Raw genomic sequence first — 24,005 nt, forward strand, 5'->3', positions numbered from 1 at the left:
TTACAATGATTCGGAGTTTACTGTTGACGGTTTTGATGAGTTGGACGGTGATTCTTAGTGCATGTTCGCATGTTGATGAAAAAAGTGTCATTGAAGACCGACAAGACAATACCTTATGGATTGCGCCATCTAATCAAGACCCTGAGGAACAATATGCGCTACAGGAAGTGACACTTACTTCGTCGACGGTTGTTGACGGGAAAAGCAATCACCTCGATACACTGCACGTCGGAGATGTCATCACGATTGAATATACTGAGACAGACTCTTCAATTGCTGAATCAATCACCCACGAATAAGGTCAAACAAAAATCCCATGTCCGAAGGCGTGGGATTTTGTGCGTGATGCGGCTTTATCGTCTTGCCCGACTGACAGCTCGCTGCCGCTTCAGGAGAAGTGCCATCGTTTTGAGAAAAGCAATGGAATCTTTTACGAGATCGACGTGCGATCCCTCCCGTTCGATACAGGTCACCGGCTGTTGATAGACGCGAAGTCGCTCTTTTTTGGCGGCATACATCATCTCCAAATCGATGGCAAACCCGCTCGTCGCGCTCAAATACGGAAGTAAGCGTGGAATCGCTCGACGATTGATGATTTTGAGGCCCGTCTGAGAATCTGACACGCCTTCTGGTAGGAACGGTTTTGTGATCGTTCGTTTTGCGAAACTGACAAACTTTCGAACGAAGCTTCGGTCTTCAATCGTCAAATCTTTCGTCCCGATGACGATATCATAATAATCATTTTCCGCGATACTCAGTAGTTGGGCGATATCGTCGACTTTAAAGGAATTGTCCGCATCGACGAACACATAATATTCGCTAGAGATATGCGTCATCCCTTCGATAAAGAGACCCGCTTTTTTTGTGTTCTGCTTCAACTCATACATCTTCAAGTAATCGATTTTGAACAACGTATCCGTCGCATTCATAACGATGTCTCGATACTCCTGTAACAGATGCTTTGATTGATCGGATGAGGCGTCATCGACAAAATAGATAGAGCTGTGTAAATAGTTTCGTTCAATCATTTTGGTAAGGGCTGTCAAAAAAGCATGAATGTGTGAAAACCGTTTCTCTTCATTAAAAATTGGTAATATAAAGGCTACAGTCCCTTTTTTTACAGCGTATTCAGGATGAATAATATTTTGAATTTCAGCTAATAATTCATCTGCATATTCTTCTCTATAATAAAATATTCTAAATATCCCATTCCCTAACAATTGATTGAAGGGGAAATTTCCTTTATGTCGAATAACGTCATCAACCCAAAGAATCGAAGATTGAGGGTTGTACGTGCGAAGCGCAGCTGCCACGTTTAATCCCGTTTCATAGTCTGCATAATCAATCACATATACTTTAATTTGATCTTTCATGGCACGAATGTCTGGTGAAATTGTCTGGTCAGACGATTCATTTGAGGCAGAAATCACAAGTTCGTAGTGCGGAATACAAGAAGCATACGGAATGTTTCGTTGTTGGTCTGTAAAGATAACCACTTTTCCTTTATCCATCACATTGCCCTCCTTTAAGATTGACGAACTGAAAGAGGTGATTGGTATGAAAGCTGTCATGAGTCGTTATTCGATTTTACTCATCTTCCCTGTTCTCGATGCGTTGCTGAATATCATTAATTACTCGTATCACTTCTTCTTAGCACGAGGTTTGACCAGTCAAGACTATGGTCTTTTGAATGCTTATCTCGCCCTTCTCGGTCTATTGCTCATTATCGGGAGTGCCGTCCAATGGATCGTCACCCGAAACTTAGGACAACAAATCGCAACCGATTACCGGTATATCGAGCGAATGATTTTGCTCATTGCGATGGGTCTGTCCAGTATAGTTCTTATACTTATTCCATATATTCTTCCTTTATCTAGGATTAACCTCTTTTTACTTGCAGTTACAGTATTTTTCCATATTCTCGTGTCGTTCCGACGTGGTGTGTTGCAAGCGAATGAACGATTTTATGCCTTAACGCTCTCTTATTACGTCGAAGCGATTGTCAAAGTAGGCGTCACGTGGATTTTTCTTGAGAACCTCGATATCACGCTCGCGCTCATTGGGATTGTGATCGGAATGGTCCTGACGTATGGACTCAGTATATGGCAAACACATTTCCCAGAAACCGCCGGAGAGAAAGAATTTCATGGTCTATTTCAGCTCATTCACGTCCAAATCGTCATGACACTCTTTTTCTCGGTCGACAGTCTACTCGTCACACGATTTTTCCCATCACTCGTTGGAGATTATTCCGTCGGTCTACGCTTTAGTCAGCTCGTCTTGTTCGTCTGTCTCTCGATTTTCCAAGTGCTGTTACCACGTCTGAGTCGAGCAGCCGAAACGGATTCATTCTTGTCATTTGAACGTACGGTGTTCCGTTTATTATTGGCAACTCTCGGAATCATCACCGTGCTATATTTCTTAATCATCCCATCGGTCGTCCCTGTCTTCTTCGGACAAGGGTACGATGAGGCCGGATATTATGTACGCTATATGATTTTTACGTATATCGGCATCATCATCGTCCAATACGAGGCGATGTTGCAATTTATTTTACGGAACACTCACTATTTACGGTGGTACTGGGCATTGCTCTTCGTATTCCTCACCGCCCTGTTCTTGTTCCGGCAATCGATGGAAATGTGGCTATTCGCTCAAGCAGTCGTGTTACTTGGAGGCTCGCTACTTCTTCGTTTTCGTTTCCACTCTGAGCGACGTCGACATTTAAAGGAGGAATCGTGATGAAACCAACGTTACTCTGCTTATCTTGGCGAGACATCAAACATCCGAAAGCAGGAGGGGCTGAAGTATTCACACATGAGATGCTCGCTTACGTGGCCCCTCGTTACAACATCATTCATTTGTCCCCTCATATCGAAGGACGTGAGGACGAGGAATGGATTGATGGTATTCGTTATATCCGCTCCGGTACGGAAGTTACGAGCATCGTAGAAGCACGGCGCTACTTCAAAGCCCATGAGGATGAAATCGACCTCGTCCTCGATCAGATGAATACACACCATTACTTCACACCGTTCTATGTGCCGGCACACAAACGCGTTCTCTTCATCCATCAATTGACGCGTGAGATTTGGCGCATCAATCTTCCCCCTCCCGTTTCATGGGTCGGGGCATGGACAGAAACGAGTCGTCTACGTCTCTATCGGCAAAACGACGTCTTGACCGTCAGTCAATCGACGGCAGATGACTTGATTGCAGTCGGCATTCCAGAGTCGCACATCACAATTTTGCCGGAAGGACTCAACTTCACACCGTGGCCAGAAGAAGAATGGTTTGAGAAAGAAGAGCATCCTACGTTCTTATATGTCGGCCGCATGTCCGCTTATAAAGGAATCAATGATGCCGTCAAAGCGTTCGTTTCCATCAAGCGCGACTTTCCGACCGCCCAACTGTGGATCATCGGGAAGAAGAATGAGGCGTATATCGCTGAACAACTTGACCCGATTACACCAGAGGACATGCGATCGGATATCCATTATTTTGGCTTTGTGAGTGAAGAAGAGAAACTCGAGCGGATGAGTCGAGCGACGGCCCTTCTCTTCCCATCTCGTCGTGAAGGTTGGGGACTGACCGTCAGCGAGGCCGCTGCCGTCGGAACACCGACCATCGTGTACGATGCCCCTGGGCTTCGAGACGCGGTCCAACATGGAAAGCTCGGTTATATGACGATGGCACAAACCGCAGAGGCGCTCGCTCTCGAAATGAGACGCTGCTTGAACGACCAAAATCACTATGAAACCGTGAGACACGATGCCCATACGTTTGCGAAAACCTTACAATGGAGTCGCACCGGTGCGGCATTTGAACAATGGTTGACCGACAAGCTCGGAATCTTGATTCAGGAAGGGAGAACATCATGATCGGAATTGCGATGTCAACGTATTGTAACGAAGAAATTATTCGGGAAACAATTGAATCGATACAACGGCAAACGACTGAATTCGTTTGTGTGATTGCAGATGATGGTTCGACCGATCGAACCGTCGACGTCATGCGCGAACTGACTGCAGGAGATGATCGGTTCATCATCTTATCACTTCCACACGGAGAGCGGGGTATCGCCCGTAAAGAGTCCATTGGACGTCTTCGCGAACTGCATGTAGACGTCTTATACGTCATCGACTCGGATATGGTATTGACCGACGGCTTGCTAACGAGTTGCTTGCTTTATCTTCAACACCACGAAGAGGTCGGTGCGCTCGTCATCCCGGAAGAAGCCTATAGCACCTATACCAATTTCTTCTCCAAAGTAAAGGTGTTTGAACGTAACCTATTCCAAATTCCTGAAGAAAAAATCGATGACCGTTCAATCGAGGCGGCACGCTTTTGGCGAATGGAGGCGTACGAAGCATCAGGTGGAATCAATCCCGCTCAAATTAGTTTTGAAGAAACCCAACCGACCATTCGTTACATTCAACAAGGTGGCATCATCCGTCGCGCCACGTTCACCTCTGTGAAACATAATGAGAAGGAAGTGACGCTTCAGAATTTGCTTGAGAAGAAGCGGTATTACTTCCAAGTGATGCCACAGACGCTCGAGACCGAAGAAGGAGGTTTCCGAAAGGCGCTGGCGCGTTGGTATTTCTTTAGACCGGTGCTCTACCATCCATCAAACCTCAAAAAATATAGACGACACCCGGTGTTAACATTAGGGGTCGCCTACATGTATCTTCGATTAACAACGATTGGGGTATCGCAACTCGTTACCCATAAGTTCGGGAAGAGTGATCCCGTGACTGATACAAAATAAAGTCGCCGTACTGGGTTGGGATGACGAAGCGCTTCAATTCGCTCGTCTCCCCCGCCTCGAACGGGACAACGAGATTTTCAGAACTGACCAAATCACCACTCTCATAAAACAGACAGTACGCATTTCCAAGATCGTCTAGAAACTCCGTCAACATATCCGCGACTCGATATTGATTCGTTTTCATATTGACGGCTTGTTGCCCAACATCGCGCATGACACGAATCACATACTCATCAATTTTCATCGGTTTCGTCATGATGCGCTTGACGTTCCCGTAATTGACCGCCGCAATCAACGTATGGGTATGCGTATAGTCGGTCAATACGATTTGATGGATGAGCGGGAATTTTTTCTTCACGTACGATAATAGTTCGACCCCATCTGTATGCGGAAGCCGTAGTTCCGTGATGACGACGTCGATATCACTCGATTCTAGAATCGAGATCGCTTCCGTCGCCTTTGTCGCTTCAAAAATGAGTTCTCCTTCTTTCATCAACAGACGAGCTAACGTTTTTCGCGTATGGTCATGCGGTTCGACGAGTAAGTAATTTGCCATGTTGTGTACCTCCATTTTCATTAAGAAAGGGTGTTACGTAATGAAACTACTTCTATTATCCGGTGGGTCTGGAAAGCGTCTATGGCCACTGTCAAACGATATCAACTCGAAACAGTTCATTCGATTGCTCGACGACGGACACGGTTCTAAACAATCCATGATTGAACGCGTTTTCTCACAATTAAGTGATATGGAATTAAACCATGATGCCTTTATTTTAACAAATGCACATCAACGTGACGCCATTGTCTATCAAATCGGAACCGACGCCAATATCATCACCGAACCAAGTCGCCGCGACACGTTCCCCGCAATCGTACTCGGCGCAAGTTATTTGAACGAACAACAGGTCGACCCAGATGAAACGGTGCTCGTGATGCCGGTCGACGCTTATGTCGACCTCCGCTTCTTTGAATACTTCCCTCAAGTCGATCAAGCGGTCCAAGCGAGTGACGATGCCTTGCATTTGATTGGGGTCACACCTCTTCATCCGACGTCAAAATACGGATATATCGTTCCGGATGAGACGGCTCAAGTATCCTCGGTTCGCCTGTTCCAGGAAAAACCGACCGTCGATGTGGCAGAACAGTTGATTGAACAAGGTGCGCTCTGGAACTGTGGGATCTTTGCTTGCAAGTTGCATCTGTTACTTGATGAACTGTCAGAACGAAACTTACCGACCACCTATTCAGACCTCACATCCCGCTATGACGAATTAGAAAAGACTTCGTTCGACTATGCTGTTGTCGAACATGCGGAGTCCGTATTCGTTCACCGCTACAACGGAGATTGGAAAGACTTAGGGACATGGAACACGTTGACCGAAGAAATGACGTCCACAACTCACGGTCAAGTCGACCTGTTTGAATCGACGAACACCCATGTGATCAATGAATTGAACCTTCCCTTGATCGGGATTGGGTTAGAAGACCTTGTCGTCGCCGTCAACGCGGACGGGATTCTCGTCTCGACGAAAGAAGCGACCCCACAGTTGAAAGATTATCTCGCCTCATCCGACGACTATCCAAAGTTCAAATGGAAGCGATGGGGACAGTCGGAAGTCATTCATCATGAGACGCTAGCAGACGGACACCATAGCGTGACACGACGCATGCTCGTTCAAGCAGGGAAAGAACTCAGTTACCACTATCATGAAGAGACCGATACGATTTGGACGATGCTTCAAGGCACAGCGACCGTGACGATTGATGGAGAAACGTTTGAGGCGAAGCCGACCGACGTCATCTCAATCCAACGCGGCGCGGCTCACACGCTCAAAGCACAAGAAGATGTCGTGTTTATCGAGGTTCAGTATTCAAACGATTGGACGCTTGACGATGCTTGTCCTGTACCATCTCCACTTGATAAACAGTATTGACGCGATGCGTCGTTGGAACAGGGACTTCACTTGTAACGATTTCCATCTTTCCGGTGAACAAGTGAGGTCCTTTTCCTTTTGGAATGAAGAAATGTTCGCCTGCTCGAATTGCCTGTGTGCCGTCCTCATCTTGAACGAACCCTTCACCCGAAACGACCGAGATTAATCGGAATGTTTCAGCCCGCTCTAAAATAGCCGGAGTACCGTCTACTTGATGTCGCATAATCGTGAACGATGGTTTTGAAATCAATTCAGTCGTTAATCCATCTTCCAAGTTTGTTCGCACGAGTTCATCTGTACGACGGTCTGGGATGTTCATCACTTCAACCGCTTTCTCGATATGAAGTTCGCGAAGGTTCCCCGCGTCATCGACACGATCGAAATCGTACAGTCGATACGTCCGGTCGCTCGTCTGTTGAATTTCAAGTAAGACGACACCCGGTCCAAGCGCATGTACTGTACCGCTAGGGATGTAGATGAAATCTCCTTTTTTCACGGGTTGTGTCTTCAAACGAGTCGCCCATTCTTTTTGTTGCACACATGTATACACTTCTTGTTTGGCACGGAACGTATGACCGACGATAATTTCCGCATTCGGTTCCGCATCTAACACATACCAGCACTCTTCTTTTCCGAACTCTTCTTGTTCTAGACGTTGCGCCTGCTCATCGTTCGGATGAACCTGTACCGATAAATAGGCACGCGCGTCGAGTAACTTGACGTGTAACGGGAACGTGGCGAATGGGTAAGGTCCGAATAACTCCAATCGGTGAGCATCCCATAAATCTGCTAGCGTCTGCCCTTCATACGGTCCATTTTCAAATACGGTCATGCCATTTGGATGTGCGGATGCCGCCCAACACTCTCCAATCTTCCCTTCCGGCAGTGAAAGATGAAATAACGTCTCTAGCTGACGGCCACCCCAAATACGTTCTTTAAACACCGGTTTGAGTTTATACATATGTGCTGCGTTTCTCAAAAAGAAGAAACGACTCCCCCTTCCTGTATTTTACCTAGATATACCCTTTAAAAGGGAGTTTCTATCCAATTTCCGAAGCGGGATATGTGAACAATGAAAAACCTCACGAGCCCTACCCGAAATCGAGGCACCGTGAGGTTTCATCTTCCTTATTTGATTAATTCGAGTTCGACCGGGATGTTTTCTTCCACCGTTTCACCTTTCAGGTGGTTGATGGCCGCTTCCACACCCAACTTACCAATCTCAGTCGGTTTTTGCGCAACCGTTGCAGCCATCGTTCCATCCTCAACCGCTTTGACCGCATCGTCTGTCGCATCAAATCCGATGACTTTGACATCGCTCATACCAGCCGCTTCGAGCGCTTGAACAGCACCGAGCGCCATCTCATCGTTATGTGCGAATACAGCGACGATGTCTTTATTGTCTTGCAAAATATTCTCCATGACCGTCAACCCTTCTGCACGGTCGAAGTTTGCCGATTGTTTTGCCACGACTTCTAATTTTCCATCGATGGCTTCGTTGAATCCTTGTCCGCGATCACGTGTCGCAGAAGCTCCAGGAATCCCCTCGAGCTCGACGACTTTTTGCCCTTCGCCTACGAGTTCGACCATGTAGTCACCTGCCAATTGGCCACCCGCAACATTGTCTGATGCCACGTGTGCGACGACGTCACCTGTTTCAGCGTTACGGTCTACCGTGATGACGGGAATCCCGGCATCGTTCGCTGCTTGTACAGCCGCACCGACCGCTTCTGAATCGGTTGGGTTAATGAGAATCAAATCCATACCCTTTTGAATCATGTCTTCCACGTCGTTCACTTGCTTCGCAGCATCATTTTGCGCATCCGCTACAGTCAACGTCGCATCCATTTCTTTCGCCTGTTCTTCTGCGCCTTCTTTCAATGCGACGAAGAACGGGTTATTCAGTGTCGAAATCGATAAGCCAATCTCATAATCCCCATCTTTCGTTTCCGTTTCTGATGTTGACCCCGGTTGTTCAGTCGAGCATGCTGCCATCAATACCATTGTCAGTGCGAGTAGCCAAGCTGTCCATTTTTTCATGTTCCGTTTCCCCTTTCGCGTGTTACGCGTTTTGTCGACGATCAAGCAATACTGCAAACAATATAACTGCACCTTTTACGACGAGTTGGAAGAATGATGATACGCCGAGAAGGTTCAATCCGTTATTTAATGTTCCGATGATCAACGCCCCGATCAACGTCCCGACAATCCAGCCGCGACCACCCGCAAGGCTCGTTCCCCCGAGAACGACGGCTGCGATGGCATCGAGTTCATACGACGTTCCTGCTGTCGGTTGTGCGGAATTGAGACGTGACGTCAAAATGATACCAGCGAGTGCCGCAAGCATCCCGGATAACGAATAAATCATGATTTTGACTTTATTGACGCCAATCCCCATCAATTTAGCCGCTTCTTCATTTCCACCGATTGCGTACGTGTGACGACCGAATGTCGTCTTCTTCAAGATGAAATACAGGACACCGAATGCGAGTAGCATCGTCAATGCCGGCACCGGAATGATCCAGAAGTAACCACGGCCGAGCATCTCAAACCAACCTGAATTTCCGAGACCTGTGATCGGTCTTCCGTCCGTATAGACGAGCGTCAATCCGCGATAAATGGTCATCGTGGCCAATGTTGCGATGAACGGTGCCACTTTTCCGTACGTGATGACTGCGCCGTTGAACGCTCCGAGAACGGCTCCCGCAATCAGACCGAGTGCAACGGCCATAATCGCATGTTGCCCATCCACCATCATGCCTGCCACTAGTGCAGAAGCGAGCGCTAGAATCGACCCGACCGATAAATCGATGCCCCCTGTCAAGATGACAAACGTCATCCCGAAAGCGATCAAGGCATTGATCGATACTTGTCGCAGTACGTTGAAGATATTATTTAATGATAAAAAGCCTGGTTCGAGCGCCGTCACGACGACGATGATGACGAGTAGACCAAACAACGGTCCTAACTTTTGTCCCCATCCGAGTCGACCCGGGCGCTTCAGCGAAGTTGTTGCTTTCAATTCCATATCATTGCCCTCCTGTCGCATACGTCATTACTTTTTCTTGTGTCGCCTCTTCTTTCGTTAGCGTTCCGGTCACGACACCTTCCCGCATGACGACAATTCGATCACTCATCCCGAGCACTTCTGGTAAATCAGAAGAGACCATGATGATGGCGACTCCCGATTCCGCGAGGTCGCTCATGATGTTATAAATCTCTTTCTTGGCACCAACGTCGACGCCTCGAGTCGGTTCATCCAAAATCAAAACGTCCGGTTCAACACCTAACCATTTACCGAGCACAATCTTCTGTTGATTCCCACCAGACAGCGACTTCACTTTCTGCTCCATCGAATGATGTTTGACCCGCAATTTTTGTAAGTATGTCTCGGCGAATGTTGCTTCTTGTTGTTTCGAGATGACGGCCCCTTTCGATCGTTTATCGAGTGTCGGAAGTGACAAGTTTTCTCTTAGGGAAAAGTCGAGAAGCAAGCCCTCTCCTTTTCGGTCTTCTGTTAAAAAGGCGATCCCGTGTTTGATGGCGTCGGCCGGAGTCTTGATTCGAATCGGTTTCCCGTTCAGTTTGATGACTCCCCCTTTGTGGGTGTCCGCCCCGAACAAAGCACGCATCACCTCGGTCCGTCCCGCTCCCATCAATCCGGAGAATCCAACGATTTCTCCGGCACGAACGTTGAATGATACGTTGTGGAACCGGTTACCGATTAAATCATCTACTTCGAGTACGACGTCCCCTAGTTTAGAGGCACGCGTCGGATAGCGTTCCCCGATCTCGCGACCGACCATATCGCGTACCGTTTCCTCAAATGAGGTGTCTTGAATCGTACGAGTCGAAATGGATTGTCCGTCCCGGAGGACCGTGATCCGGTCGCATAAGTCAAAAATCTCTTCCATCCGGTGTGAAATATAGATGATGGACACACCTTGGTCCCGCAACGCCCGTGAGACGGCGAAGAGCGCCTGAATTTCGCGGTCCGTCAAGGCGGCAGTCGGTTCATCCATGACGATGACTTTCGCATCCGTCATGAGTGCCTTGGCAATCTCAATCATCTGTTGTTGACCGACAGATAAGTTGCGCGCTACTTCATCGACATCCATAAACACGTTCAGTTCCGCCAAGTATTCTCGAGCTCGTCTAGTCATCTCCTGTTGCTTGACCATCCCGAACGGTCCTGTCAGTTCTCGACCTAGAAATAAGTTTTCCGTCACCGTCATCTCCGGTAAGATATTGAGCTCCTGATGGATGAAGGCGATGCCTTCTTGCTCCGCTTCTTTTGGGTGCTTGAATTGACGTTTCTTCCCATCGATGAGAATCTCTCCTTCATCCTGCGCATGAAGACCCGTCATCACCTTCATCAATGTCGACTTCCCAGCCCCGTTCTCGCCCATGAGTGCATGAATCTCTCCAGGTAACAGTTCAAAATCGACCCCTTTCAAGACGGAGACCGGACCGAACGACTTATGGATGCCTTTCAACTGAATATGCATCGAATCCCCCCTTAAAAAATGACCCCGGCGTGTAAAATGACGTTGGCGTAAGGTGTCGCTTCCCCAGTTCGAATGACCACTTTTGCTTGTGCGACCTCTCGTTTGAAGTCTTCATGCGAACACATATCGATACTCGTGTATCGTTCTTTCAGTGAATCTGCAATCGTCGGATTATGCGCGATGATTTCCTCGGCAATCGTGATGCGCTCGACGACTAAATCCGATTCGACGACATCGAGCACTTCTAGAAAGGAAGGTTCTCCGATGCGAAGGCTAAGATCGACCCGCTTCACACCGTCTGGAATCGGTAGCCCACAATCGGCGATGACAACACGGTCTGTATGTCCGAGATCGGCAAAGATTTTTGCTAAATGACTGTTTAAAATCCCATGTTTTTTCATTACACGCGCTCCAATCGTTGTTGTACATCTTCTCGTGTCGGCATACCACCTTGTGCGCCAAACCCTTCGACACTCATACCGGACGCGACTACGGCAAACCGTACGGCCGTCTCTAAATCCTCTTGCTCGATGAGGGAGACAGCGAGCGCACCGTTGAACGTGTCACCAGCTCCTGTTGTGTCGACGACGTTCGCTCGGATGGCTGGCACATGCCGCACTTCTTGTCCATCATGGAATCGGACACCACGAACGCCTTCCGTGACGAGTAACTTGTTCGGATATCGTTTGAGAACATCATCCACGGATAACCCCTTAAATAAATCCCGGCATTCATGTTCGTTCGGCGTCAAGTACGTGACGTCTTCAATCACTTCTAACGGGAGCGATTGAGACGGAGCCGGATTCAATAGTACTGGGATTCCTTTCTTTTTGCAGTAAGCGGTCACTTGTCGAACGGTCTCGATTGGAATCTCGAGCTGTAAGAGTACGAACGACTGCTCATCGAAAAGATGATCCAGTTCCTCTTCCGTGAAAATGACTTGCTTGTTCGCCGATTGGACGACGACAATTGAATTATCTTCTTCAGCCAATACGATATGGGCTGTACCCGTCACTTCATTCGGTACGACCTGAACGTGCGAAACATCGACGCCATGCTGTTTAAAATTTTCAACAACCTGTTGACCGAACGGGTCGTCCCCTACACAACCGACCATCTGAACTGCACTCCCTAATTTAGAAGCAGCGACTGCCTGGTTCGCACCTTTCCCCCCTGGAACGGTACGGAACGACTCGCCGATGACGGTTTCCCCTGCTTGCGGACGTTTGTCGGACGTGACGACAAGGTCCATCGATATACTGCCAATGACAACAATGCGTTTCATTCTTTATCTCTCCTTCCGCTTTGTCGTTTGTCTCTCTAACAATGCGACTGGTAATAACATCTCTTTTGGTCGTGTATCTTTCTTCTCAATCAAATCTAGCAATCGCTCGGTCGCGACTCGACCCATCTCATAGATGGGTTGCACGATGGTCGTCAGTGGCGGGGACGTCATCTCGCCTAGCTCGATTCCGTCATATCCGATGACCTGTAGTTCTTCCGGGACACGAATGTTCCGACGGACGGCTTCCTGCAACACCGCGGCTGCAATCACATCGTTCGCTGCGAAGATGCCATCAAACGGCCAAGCATGGTCGAATAGCTCTTGGGATGCTTTCAATGCATCTTTAAATGCGAACGCGGACTCGGTCATCCCGACGAGTCGATCGCCGGCCACCTCGACAAATCCTTCGGTTCGACGCTGAACCGTTTTAAGATGATCGGGTCCGGCAATATGTGCAAGTCGCATCGCCCCACGCTGTATCAACGTGTTGGCCGCCAATTTTCCGCCCTCGTATCCGTCCGATATAACCGCATCGATTCCCGCTTTGACGATTCGGTCAAGTGCGACCATCGGTAAATTCAACGTTTCATAATTCGGATTGTGCGAATGATTCGTCGTGATAATCAAACCGTCGACATGCATCGTTTGCAAGGCGACTAAATACGTCTGTTCTTTTTCCAGTTGTTCGTCCGTGTTACATAAGACGACTTGATACCCATGCTGATTGGCGACATCTTCAATTGCCCGAGCCAGCTGTGGAAAGAACGGGTTTGTGATGTCTGGCATGATGAGTCCAATCAAATTCGACGATTTTTTATAAAGTGAACGCGCGACTCGGTTCGGTGCGTAGTTCAGTTCCGAAATCGCCTTTTCGACTGCTTCTTTCGCCTCTTCGCTCACATATCCGCTTTTGTTCATGACGCGTGATACGGTCGCCACTGAGACATTCGCATGTTTTGCTACTTGTTTGATGGTCGCCATTTGACATCCTCCGTTCTGGAAACGCTTACAAAACCATCTTAATGTGTAACCGGTTACATATCAATAGTTTTTTATGATTTCATAGAAAAACACATTGAAACAGTGCTTCAATGTGTAGAAAACGTCGGATTTAGTTGGACATGGACGAGGTTTTCTACCGTTCGTCCATCGAGTCGGGTCAATTCTTGCGTTTTCGTGAACGCATAAGTGAACCCACATTTCTCAACGACGCGTCGCGATTGGTCATTGAAGCTAAAATAGCCACACCAGATTCGCTCCAGTCCTAACGCTTCAAATCCGAATCGAATCATCGCCTGAACGGCTTCTGGCGCGTAACCATTTCCCCAATAATCGGGGCTGAGCACATAACCGATCTCACGCTGTGCATCATGTTGAATCGACGAGTCCGGTCTTCGATCATGTAACCCGATGCTACCGATCACTTGCCCGGTCTCTTTCAAGACGATTGCCCACACGTCTTTTTCCTCGATAAACAGTTGAATGACGTCCCTCGTTTCGTCAATCGATTCATGAGGTGCCCAACCGGCCATCGGTCCGACTCGATCATCTTTTGCATAATGGTACATATCTTCTGCGTCTTCTAGCGTAAATGCTCTTAAGATCAATCGTTCTGTCTCCATCTTGATCATACTAACCCATCCTTTTCCTTCAAGTTGTTTCTTTCCCCGACCTAATGGGAAAACGTTAGGCGAGGAGGAATGAACATGCCATTTGATTATGACTTAAACTTCGATGAAATCGACTTCCGACAACAACCGGAACTGTACCGGGTCGGCCGTGGCGAACAAGGAGTACTACTCGTTGAGCCGTATAAAAGTGAGATTTTGCCCCATTGGCGATTCAAGACGCCTGAGATTGCGAAACAATCTGCCGAAGAAATCATGGAATTGTTTGAAGCGTATCGTGCGAACGATGATTTCGTCGGGATGGACATGGCTCGAAAGTTCATCCAAATGGGGTATACACGGGCCCGGCGCTATGCCAATTATAAAGGCGGTCGTAAATATAAAGAAGATGGTGACATTCACGAGCGCGAAATCGACGAAGAGAAGGCAGAATCTGCCCGTATCTTTAAAACATATTGGGATCAACTCCGTGCCGATGAGGATTATTTGCGACGTAAAAAGGCACATCAAAAAAAATATGGTTAATCGCGCACCATCACTTGGAACGGAACCTCATTTCGCTCAAATGATGTGATGGTACGAAATCCAACCGTTTCGTATAGATGAATCGCTCGTTCGTTAAAAGAGGCGACGGTCAAACGAAGCGGTTTTCTTCGTTCCATCGCTCTCTCCACGATGTATGTTACAAACGATTTTCCATATCCTTGTCCCGTCAAATCAGGTCGTAGCCCCAATCCGATGTCCGTGAAATCTGAAGAATATAGATATGTCGAATTGGGTACTTGTGCAGCAACACCGATGCAATAAAATCCAATCAGCTCATGCTCCGCTACAATCGCCTGATACGTCATCAACTCGGCGATGCCCTCTTCAGAAGGCGGTTGATTATAGAAGTCATAAGGAGCTCCGTACGTCCATTCTTGAATTTGACCTGCCCATTCACGCGTCATCGGTCGGTGATTCACTATTTTTCTCTCCTTACTTGCTTACTCATTTCAGTATGTAAAAAAGATGAGGTCGCCCTCATCCTTATTTTCGAGTCCACTCTGCCGTCATCGCCACGTCTGCTGCGTGCATCAAATTATGAATCGGACAGCGTGCCTCGACAGCCTTTCTTAATGCTTCAATCCGTTCATCCGATTCGGTCGTATCCAACACAACTTTCATATGCGTCGACTCAAAATATGTTCGGACACCTTCCATCCCTTGGAACCCTCGTGGATCGAGCGTTCCTTCCGTCACAAATTCGACTCCTTCGTACTCGAAGTTTAAATCCTGAGCGGCATAGGCAATCATAATGGTTGTACAAGACGATTGGGCACCGAGAAGATACTCGAGTGGATTCGGTCCCTTATTCGTTCCACCGAGTCGTTCCGGCTCATCTACGATAAATGGGGTGTGCTCGCCTACACGTACAGTCGTCTTGACGCCTCCCGCTTCTCCCTCGGCACGCATTGTCACTAACGGTCTATCAGACATATGTCATCCTCCTTTCAAAAATCAACCACTACTTTCTTCCCGTTATTTCGGACCATGTAACGCATCATCGTAGATGGCATAGTCATTTTTTCCATCCTGCTTGATTTGATACATCGCCTGGTCCGCTTTATGAATCAACGTATCTAAATCCGTCCCTTGTTCTGGGGCGTGACTGACCCCAATACTTGCTCGGATTGGAATCGTCACATCCGACGTTTGATATGGGTTCTGATTCAATGTCATCTGAAGTTTATGAATAAAGTCGCGCACTTCCGATTCCGTTAAATCCAATAAATAAATATAAAATTCGTCCCCGCCAACTCGAGAGGCCAATCCGACGTCTCGTGTCGACGTCTCTAACAGGCCACCTAAGTGTGTTAAGAAATGATCCCCGATCTGATGACCATACGTGTCGTTAACCGCCTTGAAGCCATCTAAATCAATAATCAGCAAAGACAATCTAGCGGAATCAAGCAACGCATGGTCCGCACGCTCATAAAACGCACGCCGATTCGCTAATTTTGTGAGCGGGTCATGATAAGCGAAGAAACGGATTGTTTGCTCGGCTTCTTTAAACGAGTGAACATCCCGAATGATGATCATCCCGTGAATCGTGCGGTCGATATCGACGAAGTCCCCATCAATGACGACATACCGTTCTTGGCCGGATTTCGTCATAATCTTCGTTTCGAACTCCAAAAACTTTTTCCGTGTCCGAAAGTGTTGACTGTAGTGCTCCATCCACTCTGTCTTTTTCTTTTCTGGCAATAAATCAATAAAACGTTCATTCATGACACGCACCGTATGGAACAATGTTCGTGCGGCCGGATTGGCGCTCTCTACTCTGCCGTCCGGGTCAAGCAGTAAAATCGCTGAGGGGTTCAAATTATATAAGGTCCCGTAGCGTTTCACATAAGAGGTCAAAAAGTCCAATCGGTTCATCGCAATGACCAAAGCGACTGCCCAAACGAGTCCTCCATACATATAAGAGTACGGCGGGATGAGACCACGGAATTGAAAATAACCGAATACGATATCCCATATCAAGATGACAATCGCCGTCCAAAATAGCATACGCAATACACGCTGATGTTCTCTTCGTTCCGTTCGTCGTAATGCATAAAAAATCAGACCAATAATCAAAGAATGAAAAATATTCCCGACCGTCAACGTAATCAAATAAGATGAATTGAACTCGGGGTAAATCCAAATCCCGATCTGTTCAAACTGTTGACTGTTCGTGATATTTTCTCGACGAATATATGTCAGGATGACCGGAATCAATGGTAAGTAAACGGCCCATGGATAAATCCATCGCGGTGCCTTCGCTCCAACACCTGTGATGTTCAAGATGAAGTGCACGGAAAAGATAAAAATCAGAATCCCTGCATTTCCAAACCAATAGGCGATGAGTGCTGGACTATATTCGATTGGAGAAAGATGACGGACAAACTCCGCCAAGAAGAGCATCGAATAACCGAACACAAACAGGCTCAGCAACCGATGCTCCACTTTATTCGGATTGCGTTGAAAGACATCGAGTGCTAAAAAGCCGAGTAAAAATGACGGCAACAAATAGACCGCCAGATAAATAAACATCTCGGTCATGTGGAACCTCCTCACCTGTTCGTCTTCTATTATTCGTTATTCTGCGTACTTTTCCCTTTTGAAAGCGACAAAAAACGGGATGGTTCACATCCCGTCTCTCACTCAATAAACCTTACAACGTCTCTTCAATCGGGGTATCCCCTTTAATTAAATCAATCGCTTTGTTCTGCGCATGCGAATGATTATGAAGGACGTGCACCAAGAATGAGGCCACGTCTTCACGCGGAATCTCTCCGCTACCCTCAAACTTCGTATTCACTTTGCCCGTACCCGCATCGTCCGTCAATGCACCCGGACGAACAATCGTGTACGTGAGACCACTCTGTTCGAGTAAGCGGTCTGCATGATGTTTCGCGACATAGTACGGTTTCATCGAATCTGGCCAAGCCGAGCGATCCTCTGCTTTCAAGGCGCTGACCATGACGAAGTGTTTGATGTTCCCGTTCGCTTGCGCGGCTTCAATACTCTTCGCTGCACCGTCTAGGTCAATCAAGAGGGTCTTATCTGCCCCAGTGCTTCCACCAGAACCTGCAGCGAACACGACGGCATCCATTCCGTCCATCGCCTTCTGCAAATCTTCAACCGAGCCTTCGAGGTCTCCGAGTACTGCGTTGTATCCTTTTGACTTGAAGTCATTTAGTTGTTCTTCTTTGCGCACCATCGCCGTGACGCTGTGCTTTCCTTCCTTGTGTAACTTCTCCACCAATTGGTGACCAATCTGACCGTTTGCACCGATAACAAATACGTTCATCTGTCTTCCTCCTCAAAAATGAATTCAGAGACAAGCGAAACGCCGGGTAGCCGTTGCTACATCCGGTGCAGAAGCGATGGCAGAGATGACGGCAACGCCGTCAGCCCCGTCAGCCATAATAGCAGGGACATGCTTTGGACGAATGCCCCCGATCCCCACAATCGGAAGCAGTGGGTAGTGTCGGCGAACTTGTTGAATCAGTTCCGTACCACGCACATGTCCCGCATCCAACTTACTTTGCGTCTCATGAATCGGACCGATGCCGACATAATCCGCAAACGGAAGAGCCGTTCTGACTTCCTCCATCGTATGGACAGACACCCCTAACCATTTATCAGGTCCTAGTCGTTCCCGAACGCGTTCAGCAGATAAGTCATCCTGTCCAACATGGATGCCATCCGCGTCAATCGTGAGCGCCAAGTCGACGTCGTCATTGACGATGAACGGAACACCTGCTTCTCGACACAGACGTTGGAGCGTCCTTGCCATCGCTTCTTTTTCATCTCCATACAATGCATCTTTACCTTTTTCGCGAAATTGAAAACATGTCACACCACATCGAAGTGCCGTTTCTAGAGTCTTCACTACATCGTCTGTATTCATCGTCCCACAAACAAAGTAAAGACGGAGCTGCTCAGCGAGTGCTTGTTTCGTATAGAACGTCAACGGTAATCACCTCTTCTTTCGCTAAACGATGTCCCCAGTGATTCGTCGGTCCATGACCTTGTCCGAGCGATAATCCATGCGTGATGGCTTGATGGATAAATTGTTTCGCATCTACGACAGCTTGACGAAGTGTCTTCCCGTATGCCAGTTCAGCCGTCAATGCGGCAGAGAACGTACATCCTGTCCCATGCGTGTCTTTCGTCTGGATTCGAGGGGCCTTTACTTGAAACGCTTCAGTTCCAGTCATGATTAAATCAACAGCATCCTCTTCTTCCGTGTGCCCACCTTTAATAATGACGACATCGACGCCGAGATGCTGAATCGCCTGCGCGGCTTTCATGCGGTCTGCCTCGGTTCGAATTGTCATTCCAGCAAGTACTTCTGCTTCAGGAATATTCGGGGTCACGACTGTCGCCTGTGGTAGCAGCTTCGTGCGCAGTGCTTCGACCGCACTTTCTTGTAACAAGGAAGCGCCTCCTTTTGCCACCATGACAGGGTCGACCACCACATGCTCGAAACGGTGACGTTCAAGCGCATTCGCCACCGCTTCAATCCGCTCTGCATCCACCAACATCCCGGTTTTACATGCCGTAATCTGAAAATCGTCTGCCACCGCATCGAGTTGCTTCGTAATCATTTCCGAGGAAATCGTTTCGATTCCATGAACACCAAGTGTATTTTGAGCAGTGATGGCAGTAATCACGCTCGTCCCGAACACCCCGAGTTCTTGAAACGTTTTTAGATCGGCTTGAATACCCGCCCCTCCTCCTGAGTCAGAACCTGCAATCGTCAACACTTGTGGTCTCATGATGTCGACACCTCGATTCGATTCGTCGGGATGGCATGTTGCGTCAATTGATGGAGCGCATTTAAAAAGTGAATCGGAAAGTCTCCCGGTCCTTCTGCCCGTTCACTCGCCAACTCCCCGCAATAGGCATAGCCTGACATGGCGGTCACTGTCGCTTTGAGGGCATTCTTTTCGACTGCTAGGCAAGCTCCGACCACCGCACTGAGTAAACACCCTGTACCGGTCGTCTCAGTCATCCGTTTCGTCCCACCGCGGATTTCCATGACGACACTCCCGTCACTGACCATATCTTCTTTGCCAGTCACGGCAACGACACATCCGTATCGTTTCGCCGCTTCAAGCGCCAACTGTCGCGGCTCGCATGCCCCGTCACCCGCATCGACACCACGAGTCGCCCAATCAACGCCAATCAATGTCGCAATCTCTCCTGCATTTCCTCGAATGACCGACACACGAACGTGACGCAAAATGCGTTCGACCACATCTCGTCGAAATGACGTCGCTCCGACTCCGACTGGGTCGAGGACAATCGGACATCCGGCTTCATTCGCCGCCTGCCCTGCACGAATCATTGTCGCTTCGGTCATCGTTCCAAGCGTCCCGATATTTAACACGAGCGCATCGCTTACGAATGTCATCTCTGCCACTTCTTCAATTGCATCTGCCATCACTGGCGAGGCGCCGATTGCGAGTAGTCCATTCGCTGAAAAATTCGCCACGACCGTATTTGTGATGTTGTGGATCAACGGAGCCTGTTGTCGAACCTCGTTCCAAATCTCATGTCTCATTGGTTGACCTCCTGCGACAAGGTCCACGACTCAAGCGTCCACGCCATTTCCCAAAAGGCGACTTCGTAATAGCAACTCTTCAAGAACAGTTTCGTATAACGTACGCGCTCCTCCTCCGTCGCCTGACCAGCCAGTTCATCCAATCGATCGATTTGTTCTTCCACCAATTCACGGAACCACTCTGAACCGTACGTCGCAATCCAGGCCGAATAAATCGGATGGTCCGGACGCTTGTCTTTCAGACGTTCGCCAATCTCGTAATACACCCAGTAGCATGGAAGAATCGACGCCAATACGTCTCCGAGTGTCGGTCCTGCCTGCTGCATATGGAGCGCATACGCATAAGCGGTCGGGGCCGGTTCAAAAGTCGCCAATTCGACATCCGTCACGTTAAGCATCGTAAAGAACTCTCGATGGAGTGAGAGTTCCGCTTCGATTGTGTGTAAGGCATGCGTTAAAAAGCGGCTCGATAACTCCATCGTCGGTGCGAGGGTTGCTCCTTTGGCCTGTACTTTTGAAAACTGATTCAAATAATACGAGTCTTGCATGACATAATGTCTGAATTTCTTCTCATCGAGCGTCCCTTCTCCGAGTGAACGGACAAACGGGTGATGAAAGCTTGCTTCAAACAATCCATCTGCCTCTTGACGTAAGTGATCTGTGAATTTCATCTAAATTCCCCCTTATGATAGTCAAAAAGACGCCGCCTCCCATAACGGAAGCGGCGTCTCGAACAGTCATATCTAGATGAAACCAGATGAGTCGTTTCGCCCACTTCCCTACGCTAGCGTGAACTAGATCAGGTTCAAAGGGTCTGGACCATGTCCATCTCAGCCGCGTGACGCGACTCCCCTAGTGGCAAACATTATGAAATTCAGTCGTCTTCGACCACATTCTATCAATCTTTTCATCCGTTGCAAACCTTTTCTCGCTCAAATCGTCAAATCCCCGGTTTATACACTAGCGTCCCGTAATCAGTAAATACATATTAAATGCGACAAGACCGAGGGGAAGCATTGAGACCAAAATAATCGGCCATTTTTTTAATCGAATACCGACAAAGAGGACAAGACTTCCGACAAGTAGAGCAATAAATGTCGTATATGGATTCATGAAAAAACGCTCCTTTCTCTATAAGGAGCGTTTCCCGGCTCACGCCGTCATTAATCGTTCGAATGTCGAAGGGTTGCACATGCAGCACGAACGCGTCTAGCTTCTTCTTCTCGGAACACGAAATCGCCTTGTTCGGCGACACGTTGCGCACAAAAGAAGAAGAGCGACTGCAATCGGCCATGCGTGTCTTCAATAGAACTCAATTCAGCTGAAGCATATGTCGCCCCGAGCATCTCCCATAACTCTTCCGGCAAGTGGTCGCGCATCCCGTCTCCCGATTTCCCAAGATTCACGGAGAAGTCCGTCGCATAGCCGATGTTCCATTCCATCATCTGACGGAGCATATTTCGCATGATGTCGAGGTGGTCGAGCGCGTATAGCACTTGATGTCGCTTGATTCCTTTGATGACATAAAGCGATACCCACCAAAACTCATTCCAACACGCTGCATACTCGTCAGCAGACGGACGTTTCACGCGATACGATCTGTCTGACGGCGTGACGACCGAATGATGATCTCGGTCAAAGATTATTTGACTGAGCGAGTCGGCTTCAAGCATCCCTTCAAGTTGATCCACACTTCGAATCGTCAAATCAATCCGATGTCCGCCCACATATTGCACTAAAAACGTTACATGTCGTTCGGAATCAGCCGTTTCAGGTGTCTGCATGATCAAGATCTCTCCAAATATGTCGATCCAAGAACGATCGGCCGCAACCGCTTGAACGTCTTTCACATAAAAGGCAAGGTCGACATCTTGATACAGATCAGGTCGAGTACTCGGATTGACGAGCGAGCCGTTCAAGACGACCGTTCGAATTTGGTCATTTTCTTTTGCGAACGCGACCAACTGTTCAATGATTTGTTCTTGTTTCATTCTACAATCGCCCCCAATGAGCGCGCGACTTGAATCGCCTGCATCGCGTCTAATTTTGTTTGTTGTAACGTCACGTTCGAAAAATCAACCCCATCGACAACTGCTCCTCTAAAGTCGGCACCGCGGCATACCGCATGTTGAAGTGTCGCCCGTGACAAATCGGCCTGATGCCAAACCGTCTCGGTCAAGTCCGTTCCGTACAAGTCCGCCTCGACTAAACGAACGTGGGACCAATCCATTTTCTTGAGCGACACATGACGAAGATTGACGAACGACCAGTCCCCTTCTGTTACACGGACGCCCTCGAACTGACTCTCCTCAAAAGATGACCCGGTCATTTTGCATTGTTCAAACTCACTCGTGAACAAGTTGGCACCATGAAACTGACAGTTTAAAAATGAACTTCCGACATGACGGGACGCATTCCATTTCGAATCCGTGAAATCGCAGTTGATGAACTGACAGCGCTCCGTCTGTAGTTCCGTCGCATCGATGTATGTGAAGCGACAGTTCTCGAACGTGACATGTGACAGCTCTTCGTCACGGAGCGTCACGTCTCGAAAATCTTCATCTCGATAGTGCGTATGTGATTGAAACATAATATCCCTCCTTCAGGTATACTAGAATAGATTACAAAGATTGGAAGTGATATAGATGGATCTCGTATTTCCGACAGAACAGGGCGTCTTCAATTACCGCGTCGCTGGTATTTTTGTGAAGGACGGTCACGTATTGATTCACCGAAACGTCCGGGATGACTTTTGGGCACTACCTGGTGGTCGCGTGACGCTCGGTGAAGAAGCCGCAACGGCTCTCGCGCGCGAGTTACATGAAGAACTGAATATGCGTGTGACCGATACCGAGTTCGCATTCGTGCACGAGAACTTGTTTACCTATAATGACCAGCCGTTCCATGAGATTGGACTATACTTTTATGTAGATGGTGACCTCCCGCTCCAAGACGGGGACTTTTATGGACCTGAAGGAGACCACCTCATCTATCGTTGGCAAAAACTTGACCGTCTTCAAGACATCACGCTCTACCCAGAAGTACTTGCCCAACTACCAAATCGCTTGCCCGCTCATTCACTCAATCCGTCTTGAACTTAGAGTAGCGATTTCAACTCATGTAAATGTTGAATCTCATACGTCGACTCGATCGTCGCGGCCACTTCGTTCGGATTGAACCAGCACGTATCCAACCCATACATCCGCCCACCGGCGATATCTGCCGTGACCGAGTCACCGATAATCAAACCTTTCTCTGGCGCTATATTCGGGATTCGGTCGAAGACATAGTCAAAGAACGGTTTCATCGGTTTTTGCGAACCGGTCGCATCCGATACGAAGACATCTTGGAAGTACGGCAATAGTCCAGATGACTCTAACCGTTTGAATTGCGTCTCCGTCACACCGTTTGTGACGATATAGAGTGGATAGTCGTTGCTCAGCTTTTGCACGACCTCCAAAGCACCATCAACCATATGCACACCTGCATGTAAATAGTCACGATATTGCTGTTCGACCTGCGAACCGTCGACCGTGAGTCCGAGCGAATCGAACAGTTTCGTATGTCGACCGACGAGTACCTCCTCACGGTCCACTTCGCCGCGCTCAAATGCGCGCCATAGACCCGTGTTGATGTCGACATAGCGCGCTTTCACTTCATCCGTCATCCGGACGTTGTAGGATGCAAGTAACTGCTCAAGTGCGACATGTTCACTTTGTTTAAAGTCTAATAGCGTGTCATCAATATCAAATAAAATCGCTTCATAACATTTCATATTT

The 24,005-nt window shown here is 48.2% G+C and carries 29 protein-coding genes and 1 riboswitch; of the genes, 7 read left to right on the top strand and 22 right to left on the bottom strand.

Going from position 1 to position 24,005, the window contains the following annotated elements; genetic code table 11:
• Positions 1 to 5 precede the first annotated feature (5 nt).
• Positions 6 to 299 carry a hypothetical protein gene (locus KNO90_RS06255; protein WP_215113246.1) on the top strand — a complete coding sequence of 98 codons (294 nt, stop codon included), beginning with the start codon at positions 6 to 8 and terminating at the stop codon, positions 297 to 299.
• A gap of 54 nt (positions 300 to 353) precedes the next feature.
• Here the strand turns inward: KNO90_RS06255 and KNO90_RS06260 are convergent, their stop codons facing one another.
• Complete coding sequence (locus KNO90_RS06260) at positions 354 to 1,511, bottom strand: glycosyltransferase (protein ID WP_214742256.1); 1,158 nt, start codon at positions 1,509 to 1,511, stop codon at positions 354 to 356.
• A gap of 46 nt (positions 1,512 to 1,557) precedes the next feature.
• On the opposite strand from KNO90_RS06260, the gene KNO90_RS06265 reads away from it, so the two are divergent.
• The 3 genes from KNO90_RS06265 to KNO90_RS06275 are packed head-to-tail and all read left to right on the top strand — an operon-like array spanning position 1,558 to position 4,771.
• Positions 1,558 to 2,742, top strand: coding sequence for a lipopolysaccharide biosynthesis protein (locus KNO90_RS06265; protein ID WP_214742257.1), 1,185 nt, complete (start codon positions 1,558 to 1,560; stop codon positions 2,740 to 2,742).
• A complete protein-coding gene (locus tag KNO90_RS06270; protein ID WP_215113247.1) occupies positions 2,742 to 3,881 on the top strand; it encodes a glycosyltransferase family 4 protein in 1,140 nt (379 codons plus the stop codon). Before KNO90_RS06265 ends, KNO90_RS06270 begins: the two co-directional genes overlap by 1 nt.
• Positions 3,878 to 4,771: a glycosyltransferase family 2 protein gene (locus tag KNO90_RS06275; protein ID WP_214742259.1), complete on the top strand. Its 894-nt coding sequence runs from the start codon at positions 3,878 to 3,880 to the stop codon at positions 4,769 to 4,771. Before KNO90_RS06270 ends, KNO90_RS06275 begins: the two co-directional genes overlap by 4 nt.
• Here KNO90_RS06275 and KNO90_RS06280 read toward each other — a convergent pair.
• Entirely contained in the window at positions 4,725 to 5,327 is a 603-nt protein-coding gene (locus KNO90_RS06280) for a response regulator (RefSeq protein WP_215113248.1), read from the bottom strand. The genes KNO90_RS06275 and KNO90_RS06280 overlap by 47 nt on opposite strands.
• A gap of 40 nt (positions 5,328 to 5,367) precedes the next feature.
• Between KNO90_RS06280 and KNO90_RS06285 the strand changes: the two genes are divergently transcribed.
• Positions 5,368 to 6,705, top strand: a complete 1,338-nt coding sequence (locus KNO90_RS06285; protein WP_215113249.1) for a sugar phosphate nucleotidyltransferase — start codon at positions 5,368 to 5,370, stop codon at positions 6,703 to 6,705.
• Here KNO90_RS06285 and KNO90_RS06290 read toward each other — a convergent pair.
• From KNO90_RS06290 to KNO90_RS06325, 8 genes are all read right to left on the bottom strand, one after another.
• Positions 6,626 to 7,666 (bottom strand): type I phosphomannose isomerase catalytic subunit, encoded by a 1,041-nt coding sequence (locus KNO90_RS06290; protein ID WP_214742262.1) that lies wholly within the window; start codon positions 7,664 to 7,666, stop codon positions 6,626 to 6,628. The genes KNO90_RS06285 and KNO90_RS06290 overlap by 80 nt on opposite strands.
• Positions 7,667 to 7,833: 167 nt before the next feature.
• The gene (gene rbsB / locus KNO90_RS06295; RefSeq protein ID WP_214742263.1) at positions 7,834 to 8,745 is read right to left on the bottom strand and encodes a ribose ABC transporter substrate-binding protein RbsB; all 912 of its coding nucleotides are present in this window, start codon (positions 8,743 to 8,745) and stop codon (positions 7,834 to 7,836) included.
• Between the two features lie 22 nt (positions 8,746 to 8,767).
• Positions 8,768 to 9,733, bottom strand: a complete 966-nt coding sequence (locus tag KNO90_RS06300) for an ABC transporter permease subunit (protein WP_214742264.1) — start codon at positions 9,731 to 9,733, stop codon at positions 8,768 to 8,770.
• A 1-nt stretch (position 9,734) separates the two neighbouring features.
• Positions 9,735 to 11,213: a sugar ABC transporter ATP-binding protein gene (locus tag KNO90_RS06305; RefSeq protein ID WP_214742265.1), complete on the bottom strand. Its 1,479-nt coding sequence runs from the start codon at positions 11,211 to 11,213 to the stop codon at positions 9,735 to 9,737.
• Between the two features lie 11 nt (positions 11,214 to 11,224).
• Positions 11,225 to 11,614: a D-ribose pyranase gene (gene rbsD, locus KNO90_RS06310; protein WP_214742266.1), complete on the bottom strand. Its 390-nt coding sequence runs from the start codon at positions 11,612 to 11,614 to the stop codon at positions 11,225 to 11,227.
• Positions 11,614 to 12,498: a ribokinase gene (gene rbsK, locus KNO90_RS06315; RefSeq protein WP_214742267.1), complete on the bottom strand. Its 885-nt coding sequence runs from the start codon at positions 12,496 to 12,498 to the stop codon at positions 11,614 to 11,616. Before rbsK ends, rbsD begins: the two co-directional genes overlap by 1 nt.
• Before the next feature lie 3 nt (positions 12,499 to 12,501).
• Positions 12,502 to 13,479 (bottom strand): LacI family DNA-binding transcriptional regulator, encoded by a 978-nt coding sequence (locus tag KNO90_RS06320; RefSeq protein ID WP_214742268.1) that lies wholly within the window; start codon positions 13,477 to 13,479, stop codon positions 12,502 to 12,504.
• A 107-nt stretch (positions 13,480 to 13,586) separates the two neighbouring features.
• On the bottom strand, positions 13,587 to 14,129 hold the full coding sequence (locus KNO90_RS06325; protein ID WP_214742269.1) for a GNAT family N-acetyltransferase: 543 nt from the start codon (positions 14,127 to 14,129) through the stop codon (positions 13,587 to 13,589).
• Positions 14,130 to 14,204: 75 nt separating this feature from the next.
• Between KNO90_RS06325 and KNO90_RS06330 the strand changes: the two genes are divergently transcribed.
• The gene (locus KNO90_RS06330; RefSeq protein ID WP_214742270.1) at positions 14,205 to 14,651 is read left to right on the top strand and encodes a DUF4385 domain-containing protein; all 447 of its coding nucleotides are present in this window, start codon (positions 14,205 to 14,207) and stop codon (positions 14,649 to 14,651) included.
• Here KNO90_RS06330 and KNO90_RS06335 read toward each other — a convergent pair.
• The 11 genes from KNO90_RS06335 to KNO90_RS06385 all read right to left on the bottom strand — a co-directional run bounded on the left by KNO90_RS06335 (position 14,648) and on the right by KNO90_RS06385 (position 22,816).
• Entirely contained in the window at positions 14,648 to 15,091 is a 444-nt protein-coding gene (locus tag KNO90_RS06335; RefSeq protein ID WP_215113250.1) for a GNAT family N-acetyltransferase, read from the bottom strand. The genes KNO90_RS06330 and KNO90_RS06335 overlap by 4 nt on opposite strands.
• Positions 15,092 to 15,155: 64 nt before the next feature.
• On the bottom strand, positions 15,156 to 15,605 hold the full coding sequence (locus tag KNO90_RS06340) for an OsmC family protein (protein ID WP_214742272.1): 450 nt from the start codon (positions 15,603 to 15,605) through the stop codon (positions 15,156 to 15,158).
• 42 nt (positions 15,606 to 15,647) lie between these two features.
• Entirely contained in the window at positions 15,648 to 17,213 is a 1,566-nt protein-coding gene (locus KNO90_RS06345) for a diguanylate cyclase domain-containing protein (RefSeq protein ID WP_215113251.1), read from the bottom strand.
• A gap of 112 nt (positions 17,214 to 17,325) precedes the next feature.
• Complete coding sequence (locus KNO90_RS06350; RefSeq protein ID WP_214742274.1) at positions 17,326 to 17,964, bottom strand: SDR family oxidoreductase; 639 nt, start codon at positions 17,962 to 17,964, stop codon at positions 17,326 to 17,328.
• Between the two features lie 24 nt (positions 17,965 to 17,988).
• Positions 17,989 to 18,630 (bottom strand): thiamine phosphate synthase, encoded by a 642-nt coding sequence (thiE, locus tag KNO90_RS06355; RefSeq protein WP_214742275.1) that lies wholly within the window; start codon positions 18,628 to 18,630, stop codon positions 17,989 to 17,991.
• Positions 18,599 to 19,438 (bottom strand): bifunctional hydroxymethylpyrimidine kinase/phosphomethylpyrimidine kinase, encoded by an 840-nt coding sequence (thiD, locus tag KNO90_RS06360; RefSeq protein ID WP_214742276.1) that lies wholly within the window; start codon positions 19,436 to 19,438, stop codon positions 18,599 to 18,601. Before thiD ends, thiE begins: the two co-directional genes overlap by 32 nt.
• Positions 19,435 to 20,226 (bottom strand): hydroxyethylthiazole kinase, encoded by a 792-nt coding sequence (thiM, locus tag KNO90_RS06365; RefSeq protein ID WP_214742277.1) that lies wholly within the window; start codon positions 20,224 to 20,226, stop codon positions 19,435 to 19,437. The genes thiD and thiM overlap by 4 nt, the downstream gene beginning before the upstream one ends.
• On the bottom strand, positions 20,223 to 20,897 hold the full coding sequence (tenA, locus tag KNO90_RS06370; RefSeq protein ID WP_031421962.1) for a thiaminase II: 675 nt from the start codon (positions 20,895 to 20,897) through the stop codon (positions 20,223 to 20,225). The genes thiM and tenA overlap by 4 nt, the downstream gene beginning before the upstream one ends.
• An 88-nt stretch (positions 20,898 to 20,985) precedes the next feature.
• Positions 20,986 to 21,090, bottom strand: a riboswitch (TPP riboswitch).
• 96 nt (positions 21,091 to 21,186) lie between these two features.
• On the bottom strand, positions 21,187 to 21,339 hold the full coding sequence (locus KNO90_RS06375) for a hypothetical protein (protein ID WP_214742278.1): 153 nt from the start codon (positions 21,337 to 21,339) through the stop codon (positions 21,187 to 21,189).
• Between the two features lie 50 nt (positions 21,340 to 21,389).
• Positions 21,390 to 22,217: an aminoglycoside 6-adenylyltransferase gene (locus KNO90_RS06380; RefSeq protein ID WP_214742279.1), complete on the bottom strand. Its 828-nt coding sequence runs from the start codon at positions 22,215 to 22,217 to the stop codon at positions 21,390 to 21,392.
• A complete protein-coding gene (locus tag KNO90_RS06385; protein ID WP_214742280.1) occupies positions 22,214 to 22,816 on the bottom strand; it encodes a pentapeptide repeat-containing protein in 603 nt (200 codons plus the stop codon). Before KNO90_RS06385 ends, KNO90_RS06380 begins: the two co-directional genes overlap by 4 nt.
• 55 nt (positions 22,817 to 22,871) lie before the next feature.
• On the opposite strand from KNO90_RS06385, the gene KNO90_RS06390 reads away from it, so the two are divergent.
• The gene (locus tag KNO90_RS06390; RefSeq protein WP_214742281.1) at positions 22,872 to 23,321 is read left to right on the top strand and encodes an NUDIX hydrolase; all 450 of its coding nucleotides are present in this window, start codon (positions 22,872 to 22,874) and stop codon (positions 23,319 to 23,321) included.
• 2 nt (positions 23,322 to 23,323) lie between these two features.
• Here the strand turns inward: KNO90_RS06390 and KNO90_RS06395 are convergent, their stop codons facing one another.
• Positions 23,324 to 24,001 carry a YjjG family noncanonical pyrimidine nucleotidase gene (locus tag KNO90_RS06395; protein ID WP_215113252.1) on the bottom strand — a complete coding sequence of 226 codons (678 nt, stop codon included), beginning with the start codon at positions 23,999 to 24,001 and terminating at the stop codon, positions 23,324 to 23,326.
• Between the last annotated feature and the right edge of the window lie 4 nt (positions 24,002 to 24,005).

Source organism: Exiguobacterium sp. s63 (genome assembly GCF_018617335.1).
GTDB lineage: Bacteria > Bacillota > Bacilli > Exiguobacteriales > Exiguobacteriaceae > Exiguobacterium.